The sequence below is a fragment of the Citrobacter rodentium NBRC 105723 = DSM 16636 genome, from assembly GCF_021278985.1.
Classification (GTDB): Bacteria; Pseudomonadota; Gammaproteobacteria; order Enterobacterales; family Enterobacteriaceae; genus Citrobacter_A; species Citrobacter_A rodentium.
On the sequence record NZ_CP082833.1, the window covers coordinates 1480280 to 1503303 of the forward strand.

Here is a 23024-nt window from a genome sequence, read left to right on the forward strand (position 1 = left end):
TCAGCATTGATACAGATTACAGTCTGCCGCCTGCCGGCGTCAGACAGACAGAATCTGCCTGGCGGCCGTAGCGCGGTGGTCCCACCTGACCCCATGCCGAACTCAGAAGTGAAACGCCGTAGCGCCGATGGTAGTGTGGGGTCTCCCCATGCGAGAGTAGGGAACTGCCAGGCATTAATTAAGGTGAAGAGCCCATCCTGACGGATGGGCTTTTTGCGTTTTGTCGCTGGCCTGACAGGCGCAGCGCATCAGGCACGTCCACCGTCATGACGCCGGATGGCGGCTCCGCCTTATCCGGCCTACAGAGCCCGGCCTGCGATGCATCACATTCAACAACGGACCGTGTTGCAGGCCTGATAAGCGCAGCGCATCAGGCACGTCCGCCGTGATGACGCCGGATGGCGGCGTTGCCTTATCCGGCCTACGGGGTCAGTTCCACGGTTATGAACCGCTTTTGAGCCACTCCAGAACAAACGTTGTGATCTGTGGAATATCGTTTATATCCAGAACAGGCACATCCACATCGAGTGGTATATCACTGGCAACGGCAATCACATGCTCATCAATAATCAGTTCTTCCACGCCGTGACCACATTCCTGACGAAACAATAAGATCTTCGCAACCGCTTCATGTTTGAAGCCTTCCACAAGCACCATATCCAGCTTAGAGGCATCCATCCGGCTTACCAGATACGTTAAATCCAGCTCGGGCTCGTCCGGCGTTTCGGTCATCAATGCCCAACGCTGCTGGCTGGCGACCAGCGTCTGCGCTGCGCCAGCCTTGCGTAATTCATAGCTGTCCTTGCCTGGCTTATCCACGTCCATATTATGATGGGTATGCTTGATCAAACCCGGACGGACGCCGCGGGCGCACAACATCGGTATTAGCTTTTTTAACAGAGTTGTTTTTCCGGTCCCGCTCCATGCGGCGATTGCCAGTAATGGGATCACGGTTGCTCCTGCCATCTGGCGAGCTCCTCAAGCGTATTCACATTTACGAATGCCTCTTTGCAATCACTGAAATCAACGGCATGTCCGCCTGCCTGGCGCATAAAAACCATCACCCGACGCTCCCCGGAGAGCAAATACTGCTGCAAAAATGGCTGAACCGAGCGGTTAACCAGCGCGATAGTGGGATGATCCCGTTCGCCATCGTGTACCCACACTACTGGCGAATTTTGCCGTTGAGATCGCAAGCGGATGACCAAATCATCGGGAATAAACGGCGTATCGCACGGACAGAACAGAAACCAGTCGCCTGTTTGCTGCTGCATAACGGAAAGCATTCCGGCCAGCGGGCCAGGATAATCCTCCAGCGAGTCTGCAATCACCTTCAGGCCGGCAGAGCGATAAATCTCAAGGTGACGATTTGCATTCACAATTACCTCATTCAGCTGCGGCAGGAGCGCATCGGAGACGTATTTCCACAGTGGTTTCCCTTTTAGCTCAAGCAACCCCTTATCAATACCGCCCATTCGTCTGGCCTTACCGCCTGCCAGCACAACCCCGGTAATTGCACTAACCTCATTCACTGATATCGCCTCTTTTATTGTGGGATTGACCCTGCTAACGTGTCTGTCTCAAGAGTAAGGAGCACGAGTATGAAATGTAAACGCCTGAATGAAGTTATCGAACTCCTCCAGCCAGCCTGGCAAAAAGAGCCCGAACTTAACCTGCTGCAATTTTTGCAGAAACTGGCGAAAGAGTCAGGTTTTGACGGCGAACTGGCGGATTTAACTGACGACATTCTGATCTATCACCTGAAAATGCGCGATTCTGCGAAAGACGCCGTTATCCCCGGTATCCAGAAGGACTACGAGGAAGATTTTAAGACGGCGCTGCTGCGCGCACGGGGCGTAATTAAAGAGTAAAAGCTTGTAAGAGACGGCACCGGAAGCGCTGCGAAATGTTATCCTGAATCATTCAAAGCATTTTCCGGATGATGGGATGAACGATAACGCTTTTACTTTCCAGACACTACACCCGGATACCATCATGGATGCGCTGTTTGAGCAGGGGATCCGGGTGGATTCCGGTCTGACCCCGCTTAACAGTTACGAAAACCGCGTTTACCAGTTTCAGGATGAAGACCGCCAGCGCTTTGTCGTCAAATTTTATCGCCCTGAGCGCTGGTCAGTTGAGCAAATCCTCGAAGAACATCGCTTTACTCTGGAATTGTGCAGTGATGACGTTCCGGTCGCCGCCCCGCTGGTTTTTAATGGCCAGACGCTTCTGCATCATCAGGGATTCCACTACGCAATCTTTCCGAGCGTAGGCGGACGGCAGTTTGAAGCGGACAATATCGACCAGATGGAAGCTGTTGCTCGCTATCTGGGACGCATGCATCGAACCGGACGTCGTCAGCCTTTTACGTTCCGGCCCACGATTGGCCTGAATGAATATCTCATTGAGCCCCGCCAGCTTTTCGAACGTGCCACGCTTATTCCTTCCGGACAAAAAGAGGCGTTCTTACAGGCGACGGATGCGTTGATCGCGGCGGTTACCGGGCGCTGGCATACGAACTTTACCCCGTTACGTCTGCATGGCGACTGCCACGCCGGCAATATTCTCTGGCGCGACGGGCCGCTATTCGTTGATCTGGATGATTCCCGTAACGGTCCGGCAATTCAGGATCTGTGGATGCTGCTTAATGGCGATCGCGCTGAACAACGTATGCAGCTGGAAACCATTATTGAAGCATATGAAGAATATAGCGAATTTAGTATGGCTGAAATCGGGCTGATGGAACCTTTACGTGCGATGCGTTTGGTTTATTATCTTGCCTGGCTGATGCGTCGTTGGGACGATCCCGCCTTCCCCAAAAATTTCCCGTGGTTAACCGGTGAAGATTACTGGCGGCGGCAGACCGCGACTTTTCTTGAACAGATTAAAATCTTGCAACAACCCCCATTACAATTAACACCTATGTATTAATCGGAGATGTGATCATGAAGAAGATTTGGCTGGCGCTGGCTGGTATGGTTTTAGCTTTTAGCGCATCGGCAGCGCAGTTCGAGGATGGCAAACAGTACACCACCCTGGAAAAGCCCGTTGCCGGTGAACCGCAGGTGCTGGAATTTTTCTCTTTCTATTGCCCACACTGCTATCAGTTTGAAGAAGTTCTTCATGTTTCTGACAACGTGAGGAAAAAACTGCCGGAAGGCGTCAAAATGACCAAATATCACGTCGAATTCCTCGGACCGTTGGGCAAGGAGATGACGCAGGCCTGGGCAGTGGCGATGGCGCTGGGCGTCGAAGATAAAGTGACCGTACCGATGTTTGAAGGGGTACAGAAAACCCAGACTATCCAGAGCGTGGCGGATATTCGTAAAGTGTTCGTTGACGCAGGCGTCAAAGGTGAAGAATACGACGCGGCGTGGAACAGCTTTGTGGTGAAATCGCTGGTCGCCCAGCAGGAGAAAGCGGCTGCCGACCTGCAACTGCAGGGTGTGCCGGCGATGTTTGTTAACGGCAAATATCAGGTGAATCCGCAGGGCATGGATACCAGCAGTATGGATATCTTTGTTCAGCAGTATGCGGATACCGTGAAATATCTGGTCAGCAAAAAATAACATATAGCCGGTCACTGACCGGCTTTTTTATTTACCGCTTTGATAGCGTCTATCTGCGCGTCTTTTTCACTCCACAGCGTATTCAGCCAGAGCTGGAAATGGCGCTTAAACTCTTTATCATTCGCGTAATCGCCATGCAGTTCACCGGTCACCGGCTGCATATCCACGCGCACTACAATACGCGTCAGCCTTCCTTGCAGCATATCGAAGAAAGGGGTCCGATCGTTTTCCGGATAGCACAGCGTAACGTTGAGCAATTTATCGAACCGGGTGCCCAGCACATTCAGCGCCATCGCAATCCCTGCCGCTTTGGGCGGCAACAGGTTTTTATACGGCGAGCGGGTTTGCTGGCGTTTTTCTACGGTAAAGCGGGAACCCTCGACGAAATTAACGATTGTTGTCGGTTGCGCGCGAAACTTCTCGCATGAACGGCGGGTGGTTTCCACATCTTTACCGCGTCGTTCCGGGTGGCGCAGGAGATAAGCGCGCGAATAGCGCTTCATAAACGGCATATCCAGTGCCCAACAGGCGAGCCCGATAAAAGGCACCCAGGCCAGCCGCTGCTTGAGGAAGTATTTATTCATCGGAATGTGCTTACGAAAAAGTACGCAAAGCACCACAATATCCGCCCAGCTGCGATGATTGCAGACCAACAAATACCAGTTTTTCTTAGTGAGTCCCTCAAGCCCTTCCACATCCCATTGTAGCCAGGGATTCAGGTGTAACAGACATGCAAGCCCTTCGCACCAGCAGTACATCATAAAATTACAGAAGCGGGAGACGCTGCGCCAGATCCAGGGGACAGGCAGCAGAAGCTTTACCATCCCGGCAATGATGATCGGCACAGAGCAAACAATGGTGACCAGAATGGTCAATACGATGCTCAGCAACAAAGTAACTGGAGCGAGCCATCGCCTCATGATTAACGTATTCAAAGGATTAGCCATAAACAGTGCGCTAAATCGCACAAGGTGGCTGATTTTATCAGAAAATGATGTAAATGACGGTTCTGCGTTGCCGGGGAAAAGCCAGTCTATCTATCCACAATTCGTATTTCCCTGAAATCGTAAAGAAAACGAATAACATTTTTTATAAATAGATGAAATAAAACGACAAAAAACAGAGAGAAAAAAGTATCCGATTGAAATTAAATCGAAGAAAACTAAATATGCACAAAGTTATCCACAGGAAGCCTGGCGAGCGATCCACAAGATCTCTAAAAGATTTGCCATAAATGTGGCGAAAAACTCATGTTTTCATCCCGTCTGTGGCATCCTTTACTCATAAACTGATAAACAGGCACGGACATTATGGTTCAGATCCCAGAAAACCCACTTATCCTTGTAGACGGCTCCTCTTATCTCTATCGCGCATACCATGCGTTTCCACCGCTGACCAACAGCGCTGGCGAACCGACCGGCGCGATGTACGGCGTCCTCAACATGCTGCGCAGCCTGATCATGCAGTACCAGCCGACGCATGCCGCAGTGGTGTTTGATGCCAAGGGTAAAACCTTCCGTGACGAATTATTTGAACACTATAAATCGCATCGCCCGCCGATGCCGGACGACCTGCGCGCGCAAATCGAACCGCTGCACGCGATGGTTAAAGCGATGGGATTGCCATTGCTGGCGGTATCCGGCGTAGAAGCGGACGATGTTATCGGAACCCTGGCGCGTGAAGCGGAAAAAGCAGGCCGTCCGGTGCTGATCAGTACCGGGGATAAAGATATGGCCCAGTTGGTTACGCCGAACATTACGCTTATCAACACCATGACCAATACGATTCTGGGTCCGGAGGAAGTGGTTAATAAATATGGCGTGCCGCCCGAGCTGATTATCGACTTCCTGGCGCTAATGGGCGACTCATCTGACAATATTCCGGGCGTACCGGGCGTGGGCGAAAAAACCGCCCAGGCACTGCTGCAGGGTCTGGGTGGGCTGGATACTCTGTATGCCGAATCAGACAAAATTGCCGGGCTGACCTTCCGCGGCGCCAAAACGATGGCGGGCAAGCTGGAACAAAATAAAGAGGTGGCTTATCTCTCGTATAAGCTGGCGACGATAAAAACCGACGTCGAACTGGAGTTAACCTGCGAACAGCTGGAAGTGAAACAGCCCATCGCCGATGAGCTGTTGGACCTGTTCCGGAAATATGAGTTCAAACGCTGGACCGCCGATGTCGAAGCCGGTAAGTGGCTACAGGCGAAAGGGGCAAAGCCTGCCGCTAAGCCACAGGAAACCCTCGTTATTGACGAATCGCCCGATGAGGCTACCGCTGCGCTTTCTTATGAAAACTACGTCACTATTCTTGATGAAGCGACGCTGAAAGCGTGGATCGCGAAGCTGGAAAAAGCGCCTGTCTTCGCCTTTGATACCGAGACGGACAGCCTCGATAACATCACTGCCAATCTGGTGGGGCTGTCATTTGCGGTTGAACCCGGCGTGGCGGCCTATGTGCCGGTCGCCCACGATTATCTGGACGCGCCGGATCAGATCGCCCGCGATCGCGCGCTGGAGCTGCTGAAACCGCTGCTGGAAGATGAGAAGGTTAGCAAGGTCGGGCAAAACCTGAAGTACGATCGCGGTATTCTGGCCAACTATGGCATTGAACTGCGCGGCATTGCTTTTGATACGATGCTGGAGTCGTACATCCTGAACAGCGTCGCCGGGCGTCACGATATGGACAGCCTGTCTGACCGCTGGCTGAAGCACAAAACCATTACCTTTGAAGAGATTGCAGGCAAGGGCAAAAATCAACTGACCTTCAACCAGATCGCGCTGGAAGAGGCGGGGCGCTATGCGGCTGAAGATGCGGACGTCACGCTACAGCTGCATCTGAAAATGTGGCCAGAGCTTCAGCAGCATAAAGGCCCGCTGAACGTATTTGAAAATATCGAAATGCCGCTGGTGCCGGTGCTGTCCCGCGTTGAGCGTAACGGCGTGATGATCGATCCCGCCGTGCTGCATAAGCACTCTGAAGAAATCACGTTGCGTCTGGCGGAGCTGGAGCAGAAGGCGCATGACATTGCCGGTGAGGCGTTTAACCTCTCATCCACTAAGCAGCTGCAAACCATTCTGTTTGAAAAACAGGGGATCAAGCCGCTGAAGAAAACCCCTGGCGGCGCGCCGTCCACATCGGAAGAGGTACTGGAAGAGCTGGCGCTGGATTATCCGTTACCGAAGGTGATTCTTGAGTATCGCGGCCTGGCGAAGCTGAAATCGACCTACACCGACAAGCTGCCGCTGATGATCAACCCGAAAACAGGACGTGTCCATACCTCCTATCATCAGGCAGTAACCGCCACCGGGCGACTGTCGTCTACCGATCCGAACCTGCAAAACATTCCGGTACGCAATGAAGAAGGGCGTCGTATCCGTCAGGCGTTTATTCCGCCGAAGGATCACGTCATTGTTTCCGCTGACTATTCGCAGATTGAGTTACGCATTATGGCGCACCTGTCGCGCGATAAGGGGCTGCTGACGGCGTTTGCCGAAGGTAAGGACATTCACCGCGCGACCGCGGCGGAAGTGTTTGGTTTACCGCTGGAGACGGTGACGAACGAACAGCGTCGCAGCGCGAAGGCGATTAACTTTGGCCTGATCTACGGGATGAGCGCATTCGGTCTGGCGCGCCAGCTGAACATTCCGCGTAAGGAAGCGCAGAAGTATATGGATCTCTACTTCGAGCGTTATCCAGGCGTGCTGGAATATATGGAGCGCACGCGCGCCCAGGCGAAAGAGCAGGGCTACGTTGAAACGCTGGAAGGGCGTCGCCTCTACCTGCCGGATATTAAATCCAGTAACGGCGCGCGCCGCGCTGGCGCTGAACGTGCGGCGATCAACGCCCCGATGCAGGGGACTGCCGCCGATATCATTAAACGCGCGATGATTGCCGTAGATGGCTGGCTGGAAAGCGAGCAGCCGCGCGTGCGGATGATCATGCAGGTGCACGATGAACTGGTATTCGAAGTGCATAAAGACGACCTCGACGTCGTCTCGAAAAAGATTCACCAACTGATGGAAAACTGTACGCGCATTGATGTGCCGTTGCTGGTGGAAGTGGGAAGCGGTGAAAACTGGGATCAGGCGCACTAAGAGAACGGTGAATAACGCGCTCTTTTCGTAATTAAGCAACATAAGAAACCACGTTTTGTGATGAGCATTGGAATTCCTTATGTAAAGAATGAAAAAAAATTACAAAAAGTGCTTTCTGAGCTGCTTAAAAAAGAGTAAAGTTATTCGCGTAGGGTACAGAGGTAAGATGTTCTATCTTTCAGACCTTTTACTTCACGTAATCGGATTTGGCTGAATATTTTAGCCGCCCCAGTCAGTTTCTGACTGGGGCGTTTTTTATTGTCGGTATCCATCGCCAGGCCGGATAAGACGCATCGCGTCGCTATCCGGCAGCGTACAACTTACTCGCTGTCCTGCGCCTCTTCCACCGGCGCCAGATCGCTGAACCAGCTGTCCAGCTTCTGCCGTAACTTGTCCACACCCTGCTTCTTCAGCGACGAAAAGGCTTCAACCTGCACATCGCCGTTAAACGCCAGTACCGCTTCACGCACCATGTTCAGCTGAGCTTTACGCGCGCCGCTGGCCAGTTTGTCCGCTTTGGTCAACAGAACCAGCACCTGAATATTGCTCTCTACCGCCCACAGGATCATCTGCTGGTCGAGATCTTTCAGCGGATGGCGAATGTCCATCAGCACGACCAGCCCTTGCAGGCTCTGGCGTTTTTCCAGATATTCACCCAGCGCGCGCTGCCATTTGCGCTTCATCTCTTCCGGCACTTCGGCGTAGCCGTAGCCGGGCAGGTCAACCAGACGCTTGCCGTCGACCACTTCAAACAGGTTAATAAGCTGGGTGCGGCCAGGCGTTTTTGACGTCCGCGCGAGGTTTTTCTGGTTGGTTAGCGTGTTCAGCGCACTGGATTTGCCTGCGTTAGAACGGCCAGCAAAAGCCACTTCAATTCCGGTATCGGAAGGTAAATGGCGAATATCAGGCGCACTCATCACAAAATGCGTCTGTTGATAATTCAGGTTAATCAAAGCGGTCGTCTCCGTCAGTCAAAGCTTTGCGGCGATTATACCTGAACAGCAGCAAAAGACGGATTTTTCGACACGAGCGCGATGTAAGTAAAAACCCTTCGCTTTGTGAGACATTGCCGATTGTTACTGGAAGAAATCCAGGAGTAATTGCAGGGCCATTAATTAAATATGCTAACTAAATCAGAGAATTAACTTTGTGTATTATTCTGAAAATGTATGATTTGCGTGGTTAGTGGGTTGTCAGTTTAAGTCAATAGAGTAAAGTACACCCCATAGCGAGGATGCTGGAAGGATAAACGACTCAGGATGAGGGTCAGGAGCGCCAGGAGGCGAAGACACAGGATTGTCAGGATGACAAGACGTTCGGAGACGTTTAATTTACGGAAAAGGAAAAGACACGGATCGTTCCAGGCTGAAGGAAAAACAGGGTGTGTTGAGAGCCGACACGGAATGTGGAACCCGCTAAGGGTTATGAGTCAGGTTAAAAGGCGGCAGAGCAATCTGTCGCCTTTTTTCTTTATTTCTGCTAGATTCCGGCGCAATTGTATACTGAATAAAACAGCCAAAGACGAATCACTATGAAATCCACATCGACATCACGCGGCAAAGGCCCCGCAAAGGCGCGCCGTAAAACCCGCGAAGAGTTGAATCAGGAAGCGCGCGACCGCAAGCGCCAGAAAAAACACCGTGGTCACACGGCGGGAAGCCGTGCGACAGGCGGCGGCGCGGCATCGGGCGCAAAAAACCAGAACAAGCAAAAAGACCCACGTATCGGCAGTAAAACCCCCATTCCCCTGGGCGTGACGGAAAAAGTCACCAGACAGCAAAAACCGAAGAGTGAGAAACCTATGCTTTCACCGCAGGCTGAGTTGGATTTACTGGAAACGGATGAGCGCCTGGATGCGCTGTTAGAACGTCTGGAAGCAGGCGAAACCCTGAGCGCCGAAGAGCAGAGCTGGGTGGATGCCAGACTGGATCGTATCGACGAACTGATGCAGAAGCTGGGCCTCTCTTACGACGATGACGAAGAAGAGGAAGAAGACGAGAAGCAGGAAGATATGATGCGCCTGCTTCGCGGGGGTAACTGACGGTTTACAGCGTGGGCCTCCCCGTCCTGCTTATAACCCTTCCGGTTATATGTTATCTGGTGTGGTTATTCGTTAAACTACAGCGGTTGTCGCGGCGACAAAAGTGGCTGCGCAACCGGCTTGTCGCTCGCAGTGGAGTGAGGCCGGTCCGCCGTACCCGCCAGAGACGCCATCGGAAGGAGTGAGCATGTCTGAACAACAAATAGACTGGGATCTGGCCCTGATCCAGAAATATAACTATTCCGGGCCGCGTTATACCTCGTACCCGACCGCGCTGGAGTTCTCTGAAGCCTTTGACGAGCAGGCATTCCTGCAGGCCGTCGCGCGCTATCCTGAGCGTCCGCTCTCGCTTTACGTCCATATCCCGTTTTGCCATAAGCTCTGCTATTTCTGCGGCTGCAATAAGATTGTCACCCGCCAGCAGCATAAAGCCGATCGGTATCTGGATGCGCTGGAACAGGAAATCCGCCATCGGGCGCCGCTGTTTAAAGGGCGCCAGGTCAGCCAGCTGCACTGGGGCGGCGGAACGCCGACTTACCTCAACAAAGCGCAAATCAGCCGCTTAATGACGCTGCTGCGCGACAACTTTCGCTTCAACGCTGACGCGGAAATCTCGATCGAAGTCGATCCGCGTGAAATTGAACTGGACGTGCTCGATCATTTACGCGCCGAAGGCTTTAACCGCCTGAGCATGGGGGTGCAGGACTTCAATAAAGAGGTCCAGCGTCTGGTTAATCGTGAACAGGACGAAGAGTTTATCTTCGCGCTGCTTCGCCATGCCCGCGACATCGGCTTTACCTCGACCAATATTGACCTGATTTACGGTTTGCCAAAACAGACCCCGGAAAGCTTCGCCTTTACCCTGAAGAAAGTTGCCGAACTGAACCCGGATCGCCTGAGCGTCTTTAACTACGCGCATCTGCCGACGCTGTTCGCCGCGCAGCGCAAGATTAAAGACGCAGACCTGCCGGGCGCGCAGCAGAAGCTGGATATTCTCCAGCAGACTATCGCCTCGCTGACGGAGTCGGGCTATCAGTTTATTGGCATGGATCACTTTGCCCGCCCGGACGATGAGCTGGCGATTGCCCAGCGTAACGGCGTTTTGCACCGTAATTTCCAGGGGTACACCACCCAGGGCGACACCGATCTGCTGGGGATGGGCGTTTCGGCCATCAGTATGATTGGCGACTGTTACGCGCAGAACCAGAAAGAGCTGAAGCTTTATTATCAGCAGGTGGATGAACAGGGGAACGCGCTGTGGCGCGGTATTGCGCTGACGCGCGACGACTGTATCCGCCGCGACGTCATTAAGTCGCTGATCTGCAACTTCCGTCTCGACTATGCCGCCGTGGAACAGCAGTGGGATCTCAACGTTGCCGACTACTTTGCGGAAGACCTGAAGCTGCTGGCGCCGCTGGCGAATGACGGGCTGGTGGAGGTTAATGAGAAGGGGATTCGGGTAACGGCGAAGGGGCGGCTACTGATTCGCAACATTTGCATGTGCTTTGACGCCTATCTGCGGCAGAAAGCGCGGATGCAGCAGTTCTCACGGGTGATTTAATATATTGCCGGATGGCGCTTCGCTTATTATCCGGCCTGCAATATCCAGGTCCATGAAGCGTAGCGCCATCCGGCACATCGTTAGCTGAACAGCCCAACCAGCGCCGCGCACAGCACTGCGGCGACCGCAGTTTGTGGCGTGTGGCTATCGACCGCTCCTCTTGATAGCAGATTTATAATCGATTCCAGCATAGTAAGTCCCCCGTTTGCCGGGCATGATCATACTCAACTCATCGGAACAGTAAAGCGCAAAATAACCGCAATTTGCGCTCAATTATTAATCTTTACACAAGCGTGAACGCTTACTCCATTCCCAGCTCTTTTAACTTCCGCGTCAGGGTGTTTCGTCCCCAGCCGAGCAGCCGCGCCGCCTCCTGCTTATGCCCCTGAGTGTGGCGTAGCGCGGTGGTCAGCAGCGTGCGCTCCATTTCCGGCTGCGCTTCAGACAACAGATTTTGATGACCGGAACGCAGCGCCCGATCCGCCCACTGCGCCAGCAGGGTGGCCCAGCTGTCCGGCTGCATGTGGGAAGGGCTGTCCGGCACCGTCGCTTCAAACAGCTCGCCGGGCAGATCCTGGATCAACACTTCCTGACCGGCAGCCATAACCGTTAACCAGCGGCAGGTGTTTTCCAGCTGGCGAACGTTGCCCGGCCAGGCCAGGCGCGTCAGCGCAGCTTCGGTTTCCGGATGCAGCAGTTTGGCTTCAACGCCAAGTTCGCGCGCCGCAACCTGTAAGAAGTGGCGGGCCAGGCGCGGAATGTCCTCACGGCGCTCACGCAGCGGCGGCAGATGGACGCGAATCACGTTCAGACGATGGAACAGGTCCTCACGGAATTTACCTTCCTGCACCCGCTGCTCCAGGTTCTGGTGGGTGGCGGCGATAATCCGCACATCGACCTTCACCGGTGCGTAGCCGCCCACGCGGTAAAACTGTCCGTCAGCCAGCACGCGCAGTAAGCGCGTCTGCACGTCCAGCGGCATATCGCCGATCTCATCCAGAAACAGCGTACCGCCATCGGCCTGTTCGAAACGTCCCTGACGAATGGTATTCGCGCCGGTGAAGGCCCCTTTTTCATGACCAAACAGCTCGGATTCGATCAGGTCCTTCGGGATCGCCGCCATGTTCAGCGCGATAAACGGCGCTTTCGCGCGCGGACTGTGGCGATGCAGCGCATGGGCGACCAGCTCTTTACCGGTCCCGGACTCACCGTTGATCAATACGCTGATGGAGGAGCGGGAAAGCCGCCCGATAATGCGGAACACATCCTGCATCGCCGGCGCTTCGCCGATAATGTCGGTGGTCGGACCGTTGATCTGGATATTACGCGGCTGCTGCTGTTCCTGATAATGGCTGATGGCGCGTTCAACCAGCGCGACGGCCTCGTCAATATCGAACGGTTTTGGCAGGTAATCAAACGCCCCCTGCTGATAGGCGCTGACGGCGGCATCCAGGTCGGAATGCGCGGTCATTATGATGACCGGAAGCATCGGGTGGCGCTGTTTAATCTGTTTTAACAGCGCCAGCCCGTCCATGCCCGGCATCCGGATATCGGACAGCAGCACGTCCGGCGTTTTGCTTGCCAGCGCGTTCAGCACTTCATTACCGTTTTCAAAGGTCGCACAGTTCAGACCCGCACCGGCGAGAGCACGTTCAAGCACCCAACGGATAGAACTATCGTCATCGACTACCCAGACTATTCCTCGTTGCATAAACGTCACCTTATTTCCTGATAGGCAGGTACACCGAGAACTCGGTGTGGCCTGGCCAACTGGTAAATTCAATTTTGCCGGAATGCTGATCGATCAGATTACGGGCAATGGACAGGCCCAGCCCGGTGCCGCCTTCGCGGCCGCTGACCATCGGGTAAAACAGCGTATCCTGTAAATGGGAAGGGATCCCCGGTCCGTTGTCTTCCACGTCGATGCGCGCCGCCAGGCGATAGCGCTCGCCGTGCAGGGTAAGCTGGAAAGCGGTGCGGGTGCGCAGCACGATTTCGCCGCCCTCCGGTCCCAGCGCCTGTAGCGCATTACGTACAATGTTTAACAGCACCTGCTCGATCTGCTCCGGGTCGTGCGGCAACTCCGGCAGGCTCGGGTCATAATCGCGAATCAGCGTGACGTTTTCCGGTAGCTCCATCGACACCAGCGCCACCACGCGTTCCGCCACTTTATGAATACTTTCCGTGACGTGCGTGCCCGGCATTTGCGGGCCCAGCAGCCTGTCGACCAGATTGCGCAGCCTGTCGGCCTGCTCAATGATCACTTTGGTGTATTCCAGCAGCGCCGGGTCGGGCAGGGCTTTGCTGAGCAGCTGCGCCGCACCGCGTAAGCCGCCGAGCGGGTTTTTAATCTCATGCGCCAGTCCACGTACCAGATCGCGCGCGGCGACCTGCTGAGCGTGCTGAAGCTGCTCCTGGCTCAGACGGCGCTGGTTATCCATTGGCGCCATCTCCAGTAAAATCTGACCGTCAGGCATACGCTGCGCGGTGACGGAAAGAATATGCGAGCGTCCGTCAAGCACCAGCGTCACTTCGTTATCCGTAAAACCCTGGCCCGCCTCTAAGCTCTCGCGCATCAGTTCGAGATTTAAGGAAAAGTAGCTCAACAGCTCTGGCAGCGGCGTGCCGAACAGCTTGCGCGAACTCTGGGCGAGAAGCTGTTGGGCGGCGGGGTTGGCGTAATGTACCGCCAGTTCATCGTCGACCAGCAGAATGCTGTTGATGAGAGAATTGAGGATCTGCCCAGCATCGGGCGGCGTGCCTGTTGCCATCTGCAGTCTCCTGACAGTTTGCACCAATTTAGTGCATTATAGCTTTTCAGCGGGAAAAAGCGCGAAGGATCAGTTTGTTGGCGGAGAAAAAAGCCCATCGTGAGATGGGCTACAGATGAGTGACAAACGTTGCGCCGGATGGCGGCTGCGCCTTATCCGGCCTACAAGAGAGTTACCCGTAGGCCCGATAAGCCTGCGCCATCGGGCATTTTTTGTTTGCCATCAATCCCAAACCTGCCTGCGCAGGCTAAAATTTCCACGGCAACTCGACACTTCCTCCTTCAGGCCGCCTTAGCGCAGCCAGAAGGATTGGGTGTATTAAACGCTGTAGTACAGCTCAAACTCTACCGGGTGCGGCGTCATGCGTACGCGGTCGTTTTCTTCGCGGCGCAGCGCGATGTAAGCGTCGATAGCTTCATCAGTGAACACGCCGCCCGCTTTCAGGAACTCGCGGTCCAGATCCAGCTCGTTCAGCGCTTCTTCCAGAGAGCCTGCAACCTGTGGGATCTCTTTCGCCTCTTCCGGCGGCAGGTCGTACAGGTTTTTATCCATCGCTTCGCCCGGGTGGATCTTGTTCTTGATGCCGTCAAGACCTGCCATCAGCAGAGCGGCAAAGCACAGGTACGGGTTAGCCGCCGGGTCCGGGAAGCGCACTTCGATACGACGCGCTTTCGGCGAGGCCACTACCGGAATACGGATAGAGGCGGAACGGTTACGCGCAGAGTAGGCCAGCATAACCGGCGCTTCGTAGCCCGGGACCAGACGCTTGTAGGAGTTGGTGGTCGGGTTCGCCAGGGCGTTGATCGCTTTAGCGTGTTTGATGACGCCGCCAATGTAGTACAGCGCCTGCTCGGACAGACCGGCGTACTTGTCGCCAGAGAACAGGTTGGTGCCGTTTTTCGACAGCGACATGTGGCAGTGCATACCGGAACCGTTATCGCCGAACATCGGTTTTGGCATAAAGGTTGCGGTTTTACCGAAACGGTGCGCAACGTTGTGAACCACATATTTGTAGATCTGGATTTCGTCCGCTTTTTTGGTCATGGTGTTGAAGCGGGTTGCCACTTCGTTCTGACCGGCGGTAGCAACTTCATGGTGGTGCGCTTCGACAACCAGGCCCATCTGCTCCATTACGGAACACATTTCAGAACGGATGTCCTGAGCGGAGTCTACCGGCGGAACCGGGAAGTAACCGCCTTTCACCGCCGGACGGTGGCCTTTGTTGCCGCCCTCGTACTGGGTGGAGGAGTTCCAGGCGCCTTCGATATCGTCGATAGCGACATGAGAACCGGAGATAGAGCTGCCGAAACGGATGTCGTCAAACAGGAAGAATTCTGGTTCCGGCCCGAACAGCACGGTGTCGGCGATACCGGTAGAACGCAGGTAATCTTCCGCGCGCTTGGCGATAGAGCGCGGGTCGCGGTCGTAGCCCTGTAAGGTGCCCGGTTCCAGGATGTCGCAACGGATGATCAGAGTGGAGTCCGCGAAGAACGGGTCGATAACCGCGGTAGAGGCATCCGGCATCAGCACCATGTCGGATTCGTTGATGCCTTTCCAGCCGCCAATCGAGGAGCCGTCAAACATTTTGCCTTCTTCAAAGAATTCGGCATTCACCTGATGAGCAGGGATTGTGACGTGCTGTTCTTTACCTTTGGTATCAGTGAAGCGCAGATCGACAAACTTCACTTCATGCTCATTCAGCATCGTCAAAACGTGTTCAGCGGACATACTTAACTCTCCAGATTGGTCATGGTCGTCGTGGTAACGAGGTGTTCAATTCTTTCATCATTGGCCGTGTCGCCGTAAAAAAGATAAAGCGAAAACTGTGCCAACTTTTAAATTGCCCCTAAAAGGCGTTATCATGCGCACCATCGTGCAAAAGGGCTGCACCATGATGAGTATGTTGCACCAATATAGTGCTTTAATGGGAACATTAAGCACCATGTTGGTGCAATGCACAGTGAATAACCCTTTTAACGCTCCGTGAAAGCGATCACAAAGAAACTCTGCAATACTTGTTTGCGGAGGATGTTTGTGATCCTGTTTTGTAGTGCGATTAATCCGTGTACAATAACGCGCTATTTCTAATGCCTGAGGCAAAGTTGTGATCGAAAATTTGCGTAACATCGCCATCATCGCGCACGTTGACCATGGTAAAACTACCCTGGTTGATAAGCTGCTGCAGCAATCCGGTACGTTCGACTCTCGTGCCGAAACTCAAGAGCGTGTGATGGACTCCAACGATTTGGAGAAAGAGCGTGGGATTACTATCCTCGCGAAAAACACCGCTATCAAATGGAATGATTACCGTATCAACATCGTTGATACCCCTGGGCACGCAGACTTCGGTGGTGAAGTTGAGCGTGTCATGTCCATGGTTGACTCCGTGCTGCTGGTGGTTGACGCATTTGACGGCCCAATGCCGCAGACGCGCTTTGTGACCAAAAAAGCCTTCGCTCATGGCCTGAAGCCCATTGTGGTTATCAACAAGGTTGACCGTCCTGGCGCCCGTCCGGACTGGGTTGTCGATCAGGTATTCGACCTGTTCGTTAACCTCGACGCGACCGACGAGCAGCTGGACTTCCCGATCATCTACGCATCTGCGCTGAACGGTATCGCCGGTCTGGATCACGAAGATATGGCGGAAGATATGACCCCGCTGTATCAGGCGATCGTTGACCACGTGCCTGCGCCGGACGTTGACCTTGACGGTCCGTTCCAGATGCAGATCTCCCAGCTGGACTACAACAACTACGTTGGCGTTATCGGCATTGGCCGCATCAAGCGCGGTAAAGTGAAACCGAACCAGCAGATCACTATCATCGATAGCGAAGGCAAAACCCGTAACGGTAAAGTCGGTAAAGTGCTGACTCACCTGGGTCTGGAGCGTATCGACAGCGATCTGGCGGAAGCGGGCGACATCATTGCAATCACCGGTCTGGGCGAGCTGAACATCTCCGACACCATCTGCGATCCGCAGAAAGTTGAAGCGCTGCCGGCGCTGTCCGTTGATGAACCGACCGTTACCATGTTCTTCAACGTCAACACCTCTCCGTTCTGTGGTAAAGAAGGTAAATACGTTACCTCTCGTCAGATCCTTGACCGCCTGAACAAAGAGCTGGTGCACAACGTTGCGCTGCGCGTTGAAGAAACCGAAGATGCGGACGCGTTTCGCGTATCCGGTCGTGGCGAACTGCACCTGTCGGTGCTGATCGAGAACATGCGCCGTGAAGGTTTCGAAATGGCGGTTTCCCGTCCGAAAGTTATCTTCCGCGAAATCGATGGCCGTAAACAGGAGCCGTTCGAGAACGTCACGCTGGACGTTGAAGAGCAGCACCAGGGCTCCGTGATGCAGGCGCTGGGCGAGCGTAAAGGTGATCTGAAAAACATGAATCCGGATGGCAAAGGCCGTGTACGTCTCGACTACGTGATCCCAAGCCGTGGTCTGATCGGCTTCCGTTCAGAGTTCATGACCATGACCTCCGGTACCGGTCTGCTGTACTCCACCTTCAGCCACTACGACGACGTGCGTCCGGGCGAAGTGGGCCAGCGTAACAACGGCGTGCTGATCTCCAACGGTCAGGGTAAAGCGGTGGCGTTTGCGCTGTTCGGCCTGCAGGATCGCGGTAAGCTGTTCCTCGGTCACGGCGCGGAAGTGTACGAAGGCCAGATTATCGGTATTCACAGCCGTTCCAACGACCTGACCGTCAACTGCCTGACCGGTAAGAAGCTGACCAACATGCGCGCGTCCGGTACGGACGAAGCGACGGTTCTGGTTCCGCCGATCAAGATGACTCTGGAACAGGCGCTGGAATTCATCGATGATGATGAACTGGTTGAAGTGACGCCGCAGTCTATTCGTATCCGTAAACGTCATCTGACGGAAAACGATCGCCGCCGTGCGATGCGTGGTGCGAAAGAAGAGTAATCGCGTTGAATGGCCTGATAGCGCTTTGCTTATCAGGCTGCAACGGGCAAGCAAAAAGCCGCTGAAATTTCAGCGGCTTTTTTTTTCTGACGCAGTGGTTCCCGCCCGGCGCGGTTTACTTCGCTGCCGGCAGGTAATCGACAGTCGTATCTTTCCGGTCCGTTGCGTTAACGGCCTGTTTTGCTTTTTTCCGCTGGTTTATCTCCGCAATGATAAAAGCGAAACGCGCCTCATTGAGTTTATAAAAGAAGCCCATGATTAACGCGGCGATAACCGCCAGCCCGCAGGGCCAGAGAAAGATCAGCTGACGCAGCCCTGACAGCGTGGCGTCGCTTTGCGCGATATTTGGCACATAGCCAATCTGGGTCAGCATAATGCCCGGTAAGAAACCCGCCAGCGCCGCTGAGATCTTGCGCGAAAAGGTGTAACCCGTGTACACCGAACCTTCCGCGCGAATGCCCGTTTTCCACTCGCCGTAGTCCACCGTATCCGGCACCAGCGCCCAGTTCAGGCTGTTTACAAAGGCGGTGCCGAAGAAGGCGACACAGGAGAAAGCCACGAAGGTCAGAGAGGTGCTGCCCCAGAAATAATTGAGGATATCGCCCACCGCCCATAGCACCATCCCGCCGAGGTAGACCTGCTTCTTGCCAAAGCATTTTACCGTCCAGGGTACGAGAATCACGCCCACTAAAACGCATCCCATGCTAAAGAATCCCATCCACGATAACAGATGGATATCGTTCAGCACGTATTGCGCGTAATAAACCTGAATCGCTAACTTAATGTTAAAGGCGGCCAGCGTGCATAAATTCGCCAGGCAGAGCACGAATAACGGCGGATTGCGGAAGATGGCGCAGAACGATTTAACGACGCTGATTTTATGTCCTGTTGACGGCGGCTCGACGTAATGTTCTTTAACGCCTTTGAAGCACAGCATCATAAATCCAAAACCGCACACGGAAAAAATGAATGCGGCGCAGGCATAGCCCAGCGAGGTTGAAGAAAACAGGGCCTGCAACGGCATAAACGCTACGGTGCAGACGAGTAAACCCAGCGTTGCGCCACCCTGACGAAAGGCGGCCAGCTGCGCCCGTTCTTGTGAGTTTTTGGTGATGGCGGGAATCATCGCGCCATAGGCGCAGTTCATCAGGCTGTAAAACAGGCCAAACAGCATAAACAGACCGGTGGCGATTGCCGTTTTCACCGGCAAACTGAAGGTCGTGGCGATGAACTGCACCGTCGTAATAATGGCGGTAGGAATCGCCGCATATAAGATAAATGGCCTGAATTTACCCATCGGACCAATATTTTTCCGCGAATCAAGCAGAATGCCGGTGAGCATATCGGTGAAAGCGGTAAAGAATTTCGCCACCAGGAAAATAATCCCGCCGTAGTAAGCAGGCATTGCCAGCTCATCGGTGTAAAATTTCAGCAGATAGAGCGTGCCAATACTCAGCATGAGATTAGAACCGATATCGCCCAGTCCGTAGGCGACTTTTTCCCGTAGGCTCAGTTTAAGCGTTAGCGGATCGTGGTCAGACATAATAAATCCCCGTAGCGCCCCGCAGGGCGCCATTCATTATCATTATGTGGTTGCGCGCTTACGGGCTTCAATTTCATCAACAATACGGATGTACATTTTTTCATTGAGGTTGTAGAAGCAGCCCATCGCGATGATGGTGATGACCGCCAGCGCGCAAGGATAAATAAAGATCAGCTGCCGTAGCCCCTCGACCGTTCCCGCAGACTGCGCCACGTTCGGCACGTAGCCGATTTGCGTCAGCATCCAGCCGGGGAAGAAGCCCGCCAGCGCCTGCGAGACCTTACGGAAGAAGGTGAATCCGGTGTATACGGTGCCTTCAGAACGCACGCCGGTGCGCCATTCGCCGTATTCCACGGTGTCGGATACCAGCGCCCAGTTCAGGCTGTTGACGAAAGCTGAGCCAAAGAAGGCCAGGCATGAGAAGGCGACAAAGCTCACCGAGCCGCCGCCAAAGAAATAGTTCAGTAAATCACCGGCCACCCAAATCAGCAGACCGCCGAGATAGACCTTTTTCTTGCCGAAGCGGCGCACCATTCCCGGCATCAGAAAGACGCCGATGAAAATGCAGCCCATGCTGAAGAAGCCCATCCATGACAGCAGGATCGGGTCGTGCAGGACGTACTGGGTGTAGTAAACCTGGATCGCCAGCTTGATGTTAAACGCGCCGAGGGTACAGAGGTTCGCTATGCAGAGAATAAACAGCGGACGGTTGCCGGCGATGGCGCGAAAAGACTGCAACAGTCCCGGCTTCTGCGCCGCACCGGCGGGCTTCGCCTCCACATAGCGCTCTTTTACCCCGGCGTAGCACCACCACATAAAAAACAGCCCGAACAGGGAAAACAGCGTGGCGGCGAAGATATAGCTCAGCTGTGGATTACCTTCGATCAGGTTCATCACCGGCACAAAGCCCACCGTACAGAGCAGCAGACCAAGCGTGGCGCCGCCCTGACGCCATGCGGCAAGCGAGGCGCGCTCGTCCGGGTTTTTGGTCATCGCAGGCACCATCGCGCCGTAGGAGCAGTTCATCATGCTGAAGAACAGGCCGTAGAGCATAAACAGCACCGTCGCCATGACCGTTTTACCGGTGACGTCGAACGGCGTGCCGACGAAGTTAGCGATGGCCAGCAGAGTCACCGGAAAGGCGGCGTAGAGCACGAAAGGGCGGAATTTACCCTTCGGGCCGATTTTACGCCGCGAATCGAACATAATTCCGGTTCCCATATCGGTAAATGCGGTGAAAAACTTGGCGATAAGGAAAATAATGCCGCCGTACGTGCCCGGCAGACCCAGCACATCGGTATAAAATTTGAGTAAATAGAGCGTCCCGATATCCAGAAGGATATTGGAGCCTAAGTCTCCGATCCCATAGGCGAGTTTTTCTTTAAACGGCAAGCGTAATGTTGCCGGACTGGCTGTATTTTGACTCATGATTATCCCTCATCTGCCCGCGGGGATTAGCCGCGGGCGAGCCCGATCAGATATGGCGCATTGATGCGAACAGCGATGCCCATTCACTGTCTGCCCGATAAAACACCGGCGGCTGTCCGAGCGGCGCATCCACGGTGATCTCTCCGCCCCGGTACGCTTCACCCGTCCAGAGGTTGATCCAGCTGTCCTCTGGCAGATACAACGTCCAGTCGCTGCGGCCCTGTTCATAAACCGGCGCCACCAGCAGGTCCCGTCCCAGCAGGTACTGGTATTTCAGGGTGTAGGCGGTCGCGTCGTCTTCGTAATGGAGGAACAGCGGACGCATCACCGGCAGACCGCTGGCGGCGTTCTGTGCGACGGCCTGCTTCAGATAGGGTTTCAGGGTGGTAAAGACGGTGGTCATTCGGGCAAAGTGGGCGATGGTTTGCGTATCGCTGTCAAACTGCCAGTTATCGCCCGGACGGTTGCCTTCATGAGTACGCATCATCGGCGTGAAGGCGCTGAAGTCGCACCAGCGCAGCAGCAGTTCCTTCGTACGCTTCATGTCAAACAGGGTGGTGTAACCGCCGATGTCGCTGTGATGCAGGCCGTGGCCGGACATTGCCAGAGAAAGCGCGGCAGGGATCACGGAGGCCAGGCCATCGTCGAGGCTCCAGTCAACGTTCTGATCGCCCGCCCACATCATGGTGGAATACTTCTGGCTACCGCTGTAGCCCGCGCGCATAAAGAACAGGATGTCGCCAAGTTTGCCGGTTTCCTGGAGCGCCTCGTAGTTGCACTTTGCCCACAGCGCCGGCCAGGCGTTATGCATAATTTCGGCGCTGACGCCGTTGTGCAGCCAGGTATCGGTCGGCAGGTATTCGCCGAAGTCCGCCATCCAGCCGCCGCAGCCGAGCGCGATCAGGTTCTTTTTGATGATCGTTTTGAACCAGTCATAGGCTTGTGGATTCGTCAGATCCACCACCCCGCCGTAGAACTCGCCAAATTCAACCAGATAGTCGTTTCCGGCGGCGTCTTTCGCCAGATAGCCGCGCTGCGCTGCTTCGGCGCAGAGGTCTTTATCGCTGGCGACATACGGGTTGATGTAGGAGAGGAACTGGACGCCTTCGGCTTTCCATTGCTGAATGCGGCTGTCCAGCTGCGGGTAGTTTTCGCTGTTCCACTTCCAGTTCCACATAACACGCTTGCCGAACGAGGTCATGCGGATCCCGGACCAGTCCTGCGCCCAGATGCCGTTAACTTTCACCCCGGCATTGCGCATGGTGTCCAGCTTTTGCTGACAGACGTCGGTGCCGCCCTGAATACCCAGCGTAACGCCATCGAACACCCAGTCCGGCAGCTCGGGCTGGCGGCCCAGCAGCGCGGTGAGTTTTTCCAGCAGAGCGATGTAGCTGTCGGCGCATTCAAAACGCAGCGTGGCGTTATCTTCCCAGAAGGCCAGTTCGTGATAGTCCGGCGCGCTGAAGTCAAAATTCATATAGCAGCTGTTATCGACGTGGCAGTAATACTTCTGCGTACTGACGAAGGTCGGCTGCGGGAAGAAGGTCCAGTAATAGTCGCCGCCCGCGTTCTCCTTGCAGTCGGCCTGCCAGGTCACATAGCTGCTTTTGTTGCGGCCCACGCCCTGTTCGCTGGTCCACAGCGGGAACGGCTTGCCGCGCAGGTCGAAATAAGAGAACTGCTCGCCGCAGCCGTAGATATGGTCCTGCGGTTTTGCCGCCAGCCGCAGCCAGATGCGGTTATGGCGGCGATCGTCGTTTTGCAGCCTGAGCGTCAGGCGGCCCATTTCATCGGCAGAGATATGCAGCGAGGCGTTAACCGCATCGCCGCGGCTAAAACGCACTCGCCAGCCGTCAGCCGATTCGCTGACGGCCGCGTCGGTCAGGGCTATCTTCTCGTTCAGCTTGTCCTTAATGCTGAAATTGCCGCGAAACATGTCGATATCGGCCACGCCCGCGCCGACCCACAGGCAAGGGGAGGTCGCGCTGTGGTGCAGGAGAGGGCGCTGTTGATAGAATAAAGTAAAACCGTTCTCACTATTCTCTAACCTGATGTTCAGTAAAAACTCATCTTTCAGACTCAT

Annotated in this window: 19 protein-coding genes, 1 rRNA gene and 1 pseudogene; 10 read left to right on the forward strand and 11 right to left on the reverse strand. The window is 54.6% G+C overall.

Features of this window, described 5'->3' with window-relative positions:
• The first annotated feature begins 57 nt into the window (after positions 1-57).
• Positions 58-173 (forward strand): 5S ribosomal RNA (rrf, locus tag K7R23_RS06975).
• Between the two features lie 268 nt (positions 174-441).
• On the opposite strand, the gene mobB is transcribed toward rrf, so the two are convergent.
• A complete protein-coding gene (gene mobB, locus K7R23_RS06980) occupies positions 442-951 on the reverse strand; it encodes a molybdopterin-guanine dinucleotide biosynthesis protein MobB (protein WP_081442334.1) in 510 nt (169 codons plus the stop codon).
• Positions 948-1532, reverse strand: coding sequence for a molybdenum cofactor guanylyltransferase MobA (gene mobA / locus K7R23_RS06985; RefSeq protein ID WP_012907882.1), 585 nt, complete (start codon positions 1530-1532; stop codon positions 948-950). Before mobA ends, mobB begins: the two co-directional genes overlap by 4 nt.
• A gap of 69 nt (positions 1533-1601) precedes the next feature.
• Here mobA and K7R23_RS06990 point away from each other — a divergent pair, with 69 nt between their 5' ends.
• From K7R23_RS06990 to dsbA, 3 genes are all read left to right on the forward strand, one after another.
• A complete protein-coding gene (locus K7R23_RS06990) occupies positions 1602-1871 on the forward strand; it encodes a YihD family protein (protein ID WP_024132978.1) in 270 nt (89 codons plus the stop codon).
• A 76-nt stretch (positions 1872-1947) separates the two neighbouring features.
• On the forward strand, positions 1948-2934 hold the full coding sequence (locus tag K7R23_RS06995) for a serine/threonine protein kinase (RefSeq protein WP_012907880.1): 987 nt from the start codon (positions 1948-1950) through the stop codon (positions 2932-2934).
• 14 nt (positions 2935-2948) lie between these two features.
• On the forward strand, positions 2949-3572 hold the full coding sequence (gene dsbA / locus K7R23_RS07000; protein WP_012907879.1) for a thiol:disulfide interchange protein DsbA: 624 nt from the start codon (positions 2949-2951) through the stop codon (positions 3570-3572).
• 11 nt (positions 3573-3583) lie between these two features.
• Here dsbA and K7R23_RS07005 read toward each other — a convergent pair whose 3' ends face one another.
• The gene (locus K7R23_RS07005) at positions 3584-4519 is read right to left on the reverse strand and encodes an acyltransferase (RefSeq protein WP_012907878.1); all 936 of its coding nucleotides are present in this window, start codon (positions 4517-4519) and stop codon (positions 3584-3586) included.
• Positions 4520-4882: 363 nt separating this feature from the next.
• On the opposite strand from K7R23_RS07005, the gene polA reads away from it, so the two are divergent.
• Positions 4883-7669 carry a DNA polymerase I gene (gene polA, locus K7R23_RS07010; protein ID WP_012907877.1) on the forward strand — a complete coding sequence of 929 codons (2787 nt, stop codon included), beginning with the start codon at positions 4883-4885 and terminating at the stop codon, positions 7667-7669.
• 166 nt (positions 7670-7835) lie between these two features.
• Positions 7836-7883 carry a small protein SpfP gene (spfP, locus tag K7R23_RS26040; RefSeq protein ID WP_071892919.1) on the forward strand — a complete coding sequence of 16 codons (48 nt, stop codon included), beginning with the start codon at positions 7836-7838 and terminating at the stop codon, positions 7881-7883.
• A 106-nt stretch (positions 7884-7989) separates the two neighbouring features.
• On the opposite strand, the gene yihA is transcribed toward spfP, so the two are convergent.
• Complete coding sequence (gene yihA / locus K7R23_RS07015) at positions 7990-8622, reverse strand: ribosome biogenesis GTP-binding protein YihA/YsxC (RefSeq protein WP_024132976.1); 633 nt, start codon at positions 8620-8622, stop codon at positions 7990-7992.
• Positions 8623-8903: 281 nt separating this feature from the next.
• Between yihA and K7R23_RS25930 the strand changes: the two are divergent.
• The 3 genes and pseudogenes from K7R23_RS25930 to hemN all read left to right on the forward strand — a co-directional run bounded on the left by K7R23_RS25930 (position 8904) and on the right by hemN (position 11271).
• Positions 8904-9088 (forward strand): annotated as a pseudogene (locus K7R23_RS25930) (hypothetical protein).
• Positions 9089-9200: 112 nt separating this feature from the next.
• On the forward strand, positions 9201-9710 hold the full coding sequence (gene yihI / locus K7R23_RS07020) for a Der GTPase-activating protein YihI (RefSeq protein ID WP_012907875.1): 510 nt from the start codon (positions 9201-9203) through the stop codon (positions 9708-9710).
• Between the two features lie 187 nt (positions 9711-9897).
• Positions 9898-11271 carry an oxygen-independent coproporphyrinogen III oxidase gene (hemN, locus tag K7R23_RS07025; RefSeq protein WP_012907874.1) on the forward strand — a complete coding sequence of 458 codons (1374 nt, stop codon included), beginning with the start codon at positions 9898-9900 and terminating at the stop codon, positions 11269-11271.
• Between the two features lie 80 nt (positions 11272-11351).
• Here hemN and K7R23_RS07030 read toward each other — a convergent pair whose 3' ends face one another.
• The 4 genes from K7R23_RS07030 to glnA all read right to left on the reverse strand — a co-directional run bounded on the left by K7R23_RS07030 (position 11352) and on the right by glnA (position 15770).
• The gene (locus tag K7R23_RS07030; RefSeq protein WP_148222112.1) at positions 11352-11462 is read right to left on the reverse strand and encodes a YshB family small membrane protein; all 111 of its coding nucleotides are present in this window, start codon (positions 11460-11462) and stop codon (positions 11352-11354) included.
• A 110-nt stretch (positions 11463-11572) separates the two neighbouring features.
• Positions 11573-12982, reverse strand: coding sequence for a nitrogen regulation protein NR(I) (gene glnG, locus K7R23_RS07035; protein ID WP_012907873.1), 1410 nt, complete (start codon positions 12980-12982; stop codon positions 11573-11575).
• Positions 12983-12992: 10 nt separating this feature from the next.
• Entirely contained in the window at positions 12993-14042 is a 1050-nt protein-coding gene (gene glnL, locus K7R23_RS07040; protein ID WP_012907872.1) for a nitrogen regulation protein NR(II), read from the reverse strand.
• Positions 14043-14360: 318 nt separating this feature from the next.
• Entirely contained in the window at positions 14361-15770 is a 1410-nt protein-coding gene (gene glnA / locus K7R23_RS07045) for a glutamate--ammonia ligase (RefSeq protein ID WP_012907871.1), read from the reverse strand.
• A gap of 376 nt (positions 15771-16146) precedes the next feature.
• Between glnA and typA the strand changes: the two genes are divergently transcribed.
• Positions 16147-17970 (forward strand): ribosome-dependent GTPase TypA, encoded by a 1824-nt coding sequence (gene typA, locus K7R23_RS07050; protein ID WP_012907870.1) that lies wholly within the window; start codon positions 16147-16149, stop codon positions 17968-17970.
• 115 nt (positions 17971-18085) lie between these two features.
• On the opposite strand, the gene K7R23_RS07055 is transcribed toward typA, so the two are convergent.
• The 3 genes from K7R23_RS07055 to K7R23_RS07065 are packed head-to-tail and all read right to left on the reverse strand — an operon-like array spanning position 18086 to position 23024.
• Positions 18086-19513, reverse strand: coding sequence for an MFS transporter (locus K7R23_RS07055; protein WP_012907869.1), 1428 nt, complete (start codon positions 19511-19513; stop codon positions 18086-18088).
• Positions 19514-19555: 42 nt separating this feature from the next.
• Positions 19556-20941, reverse strand: coding sequence for an MFS transporter (locus tag K7R23_RS07060; RefSeq protein ID WP_012907868.1), 1386 nt, complete (start codon positions 20939-20941; stop codon positions 19556-19558).
• Between the two features lie 46 nt (positions 20942-20987).
• A complete protein-coding gene (locus K7R23_RS07065) occupies positions 20988-23024 on the reverse strand; it encodes an alpha-glucosidase (RefSeq protein ID WP_024132974.1) in 2037 nt (678 codons plus the stop codon).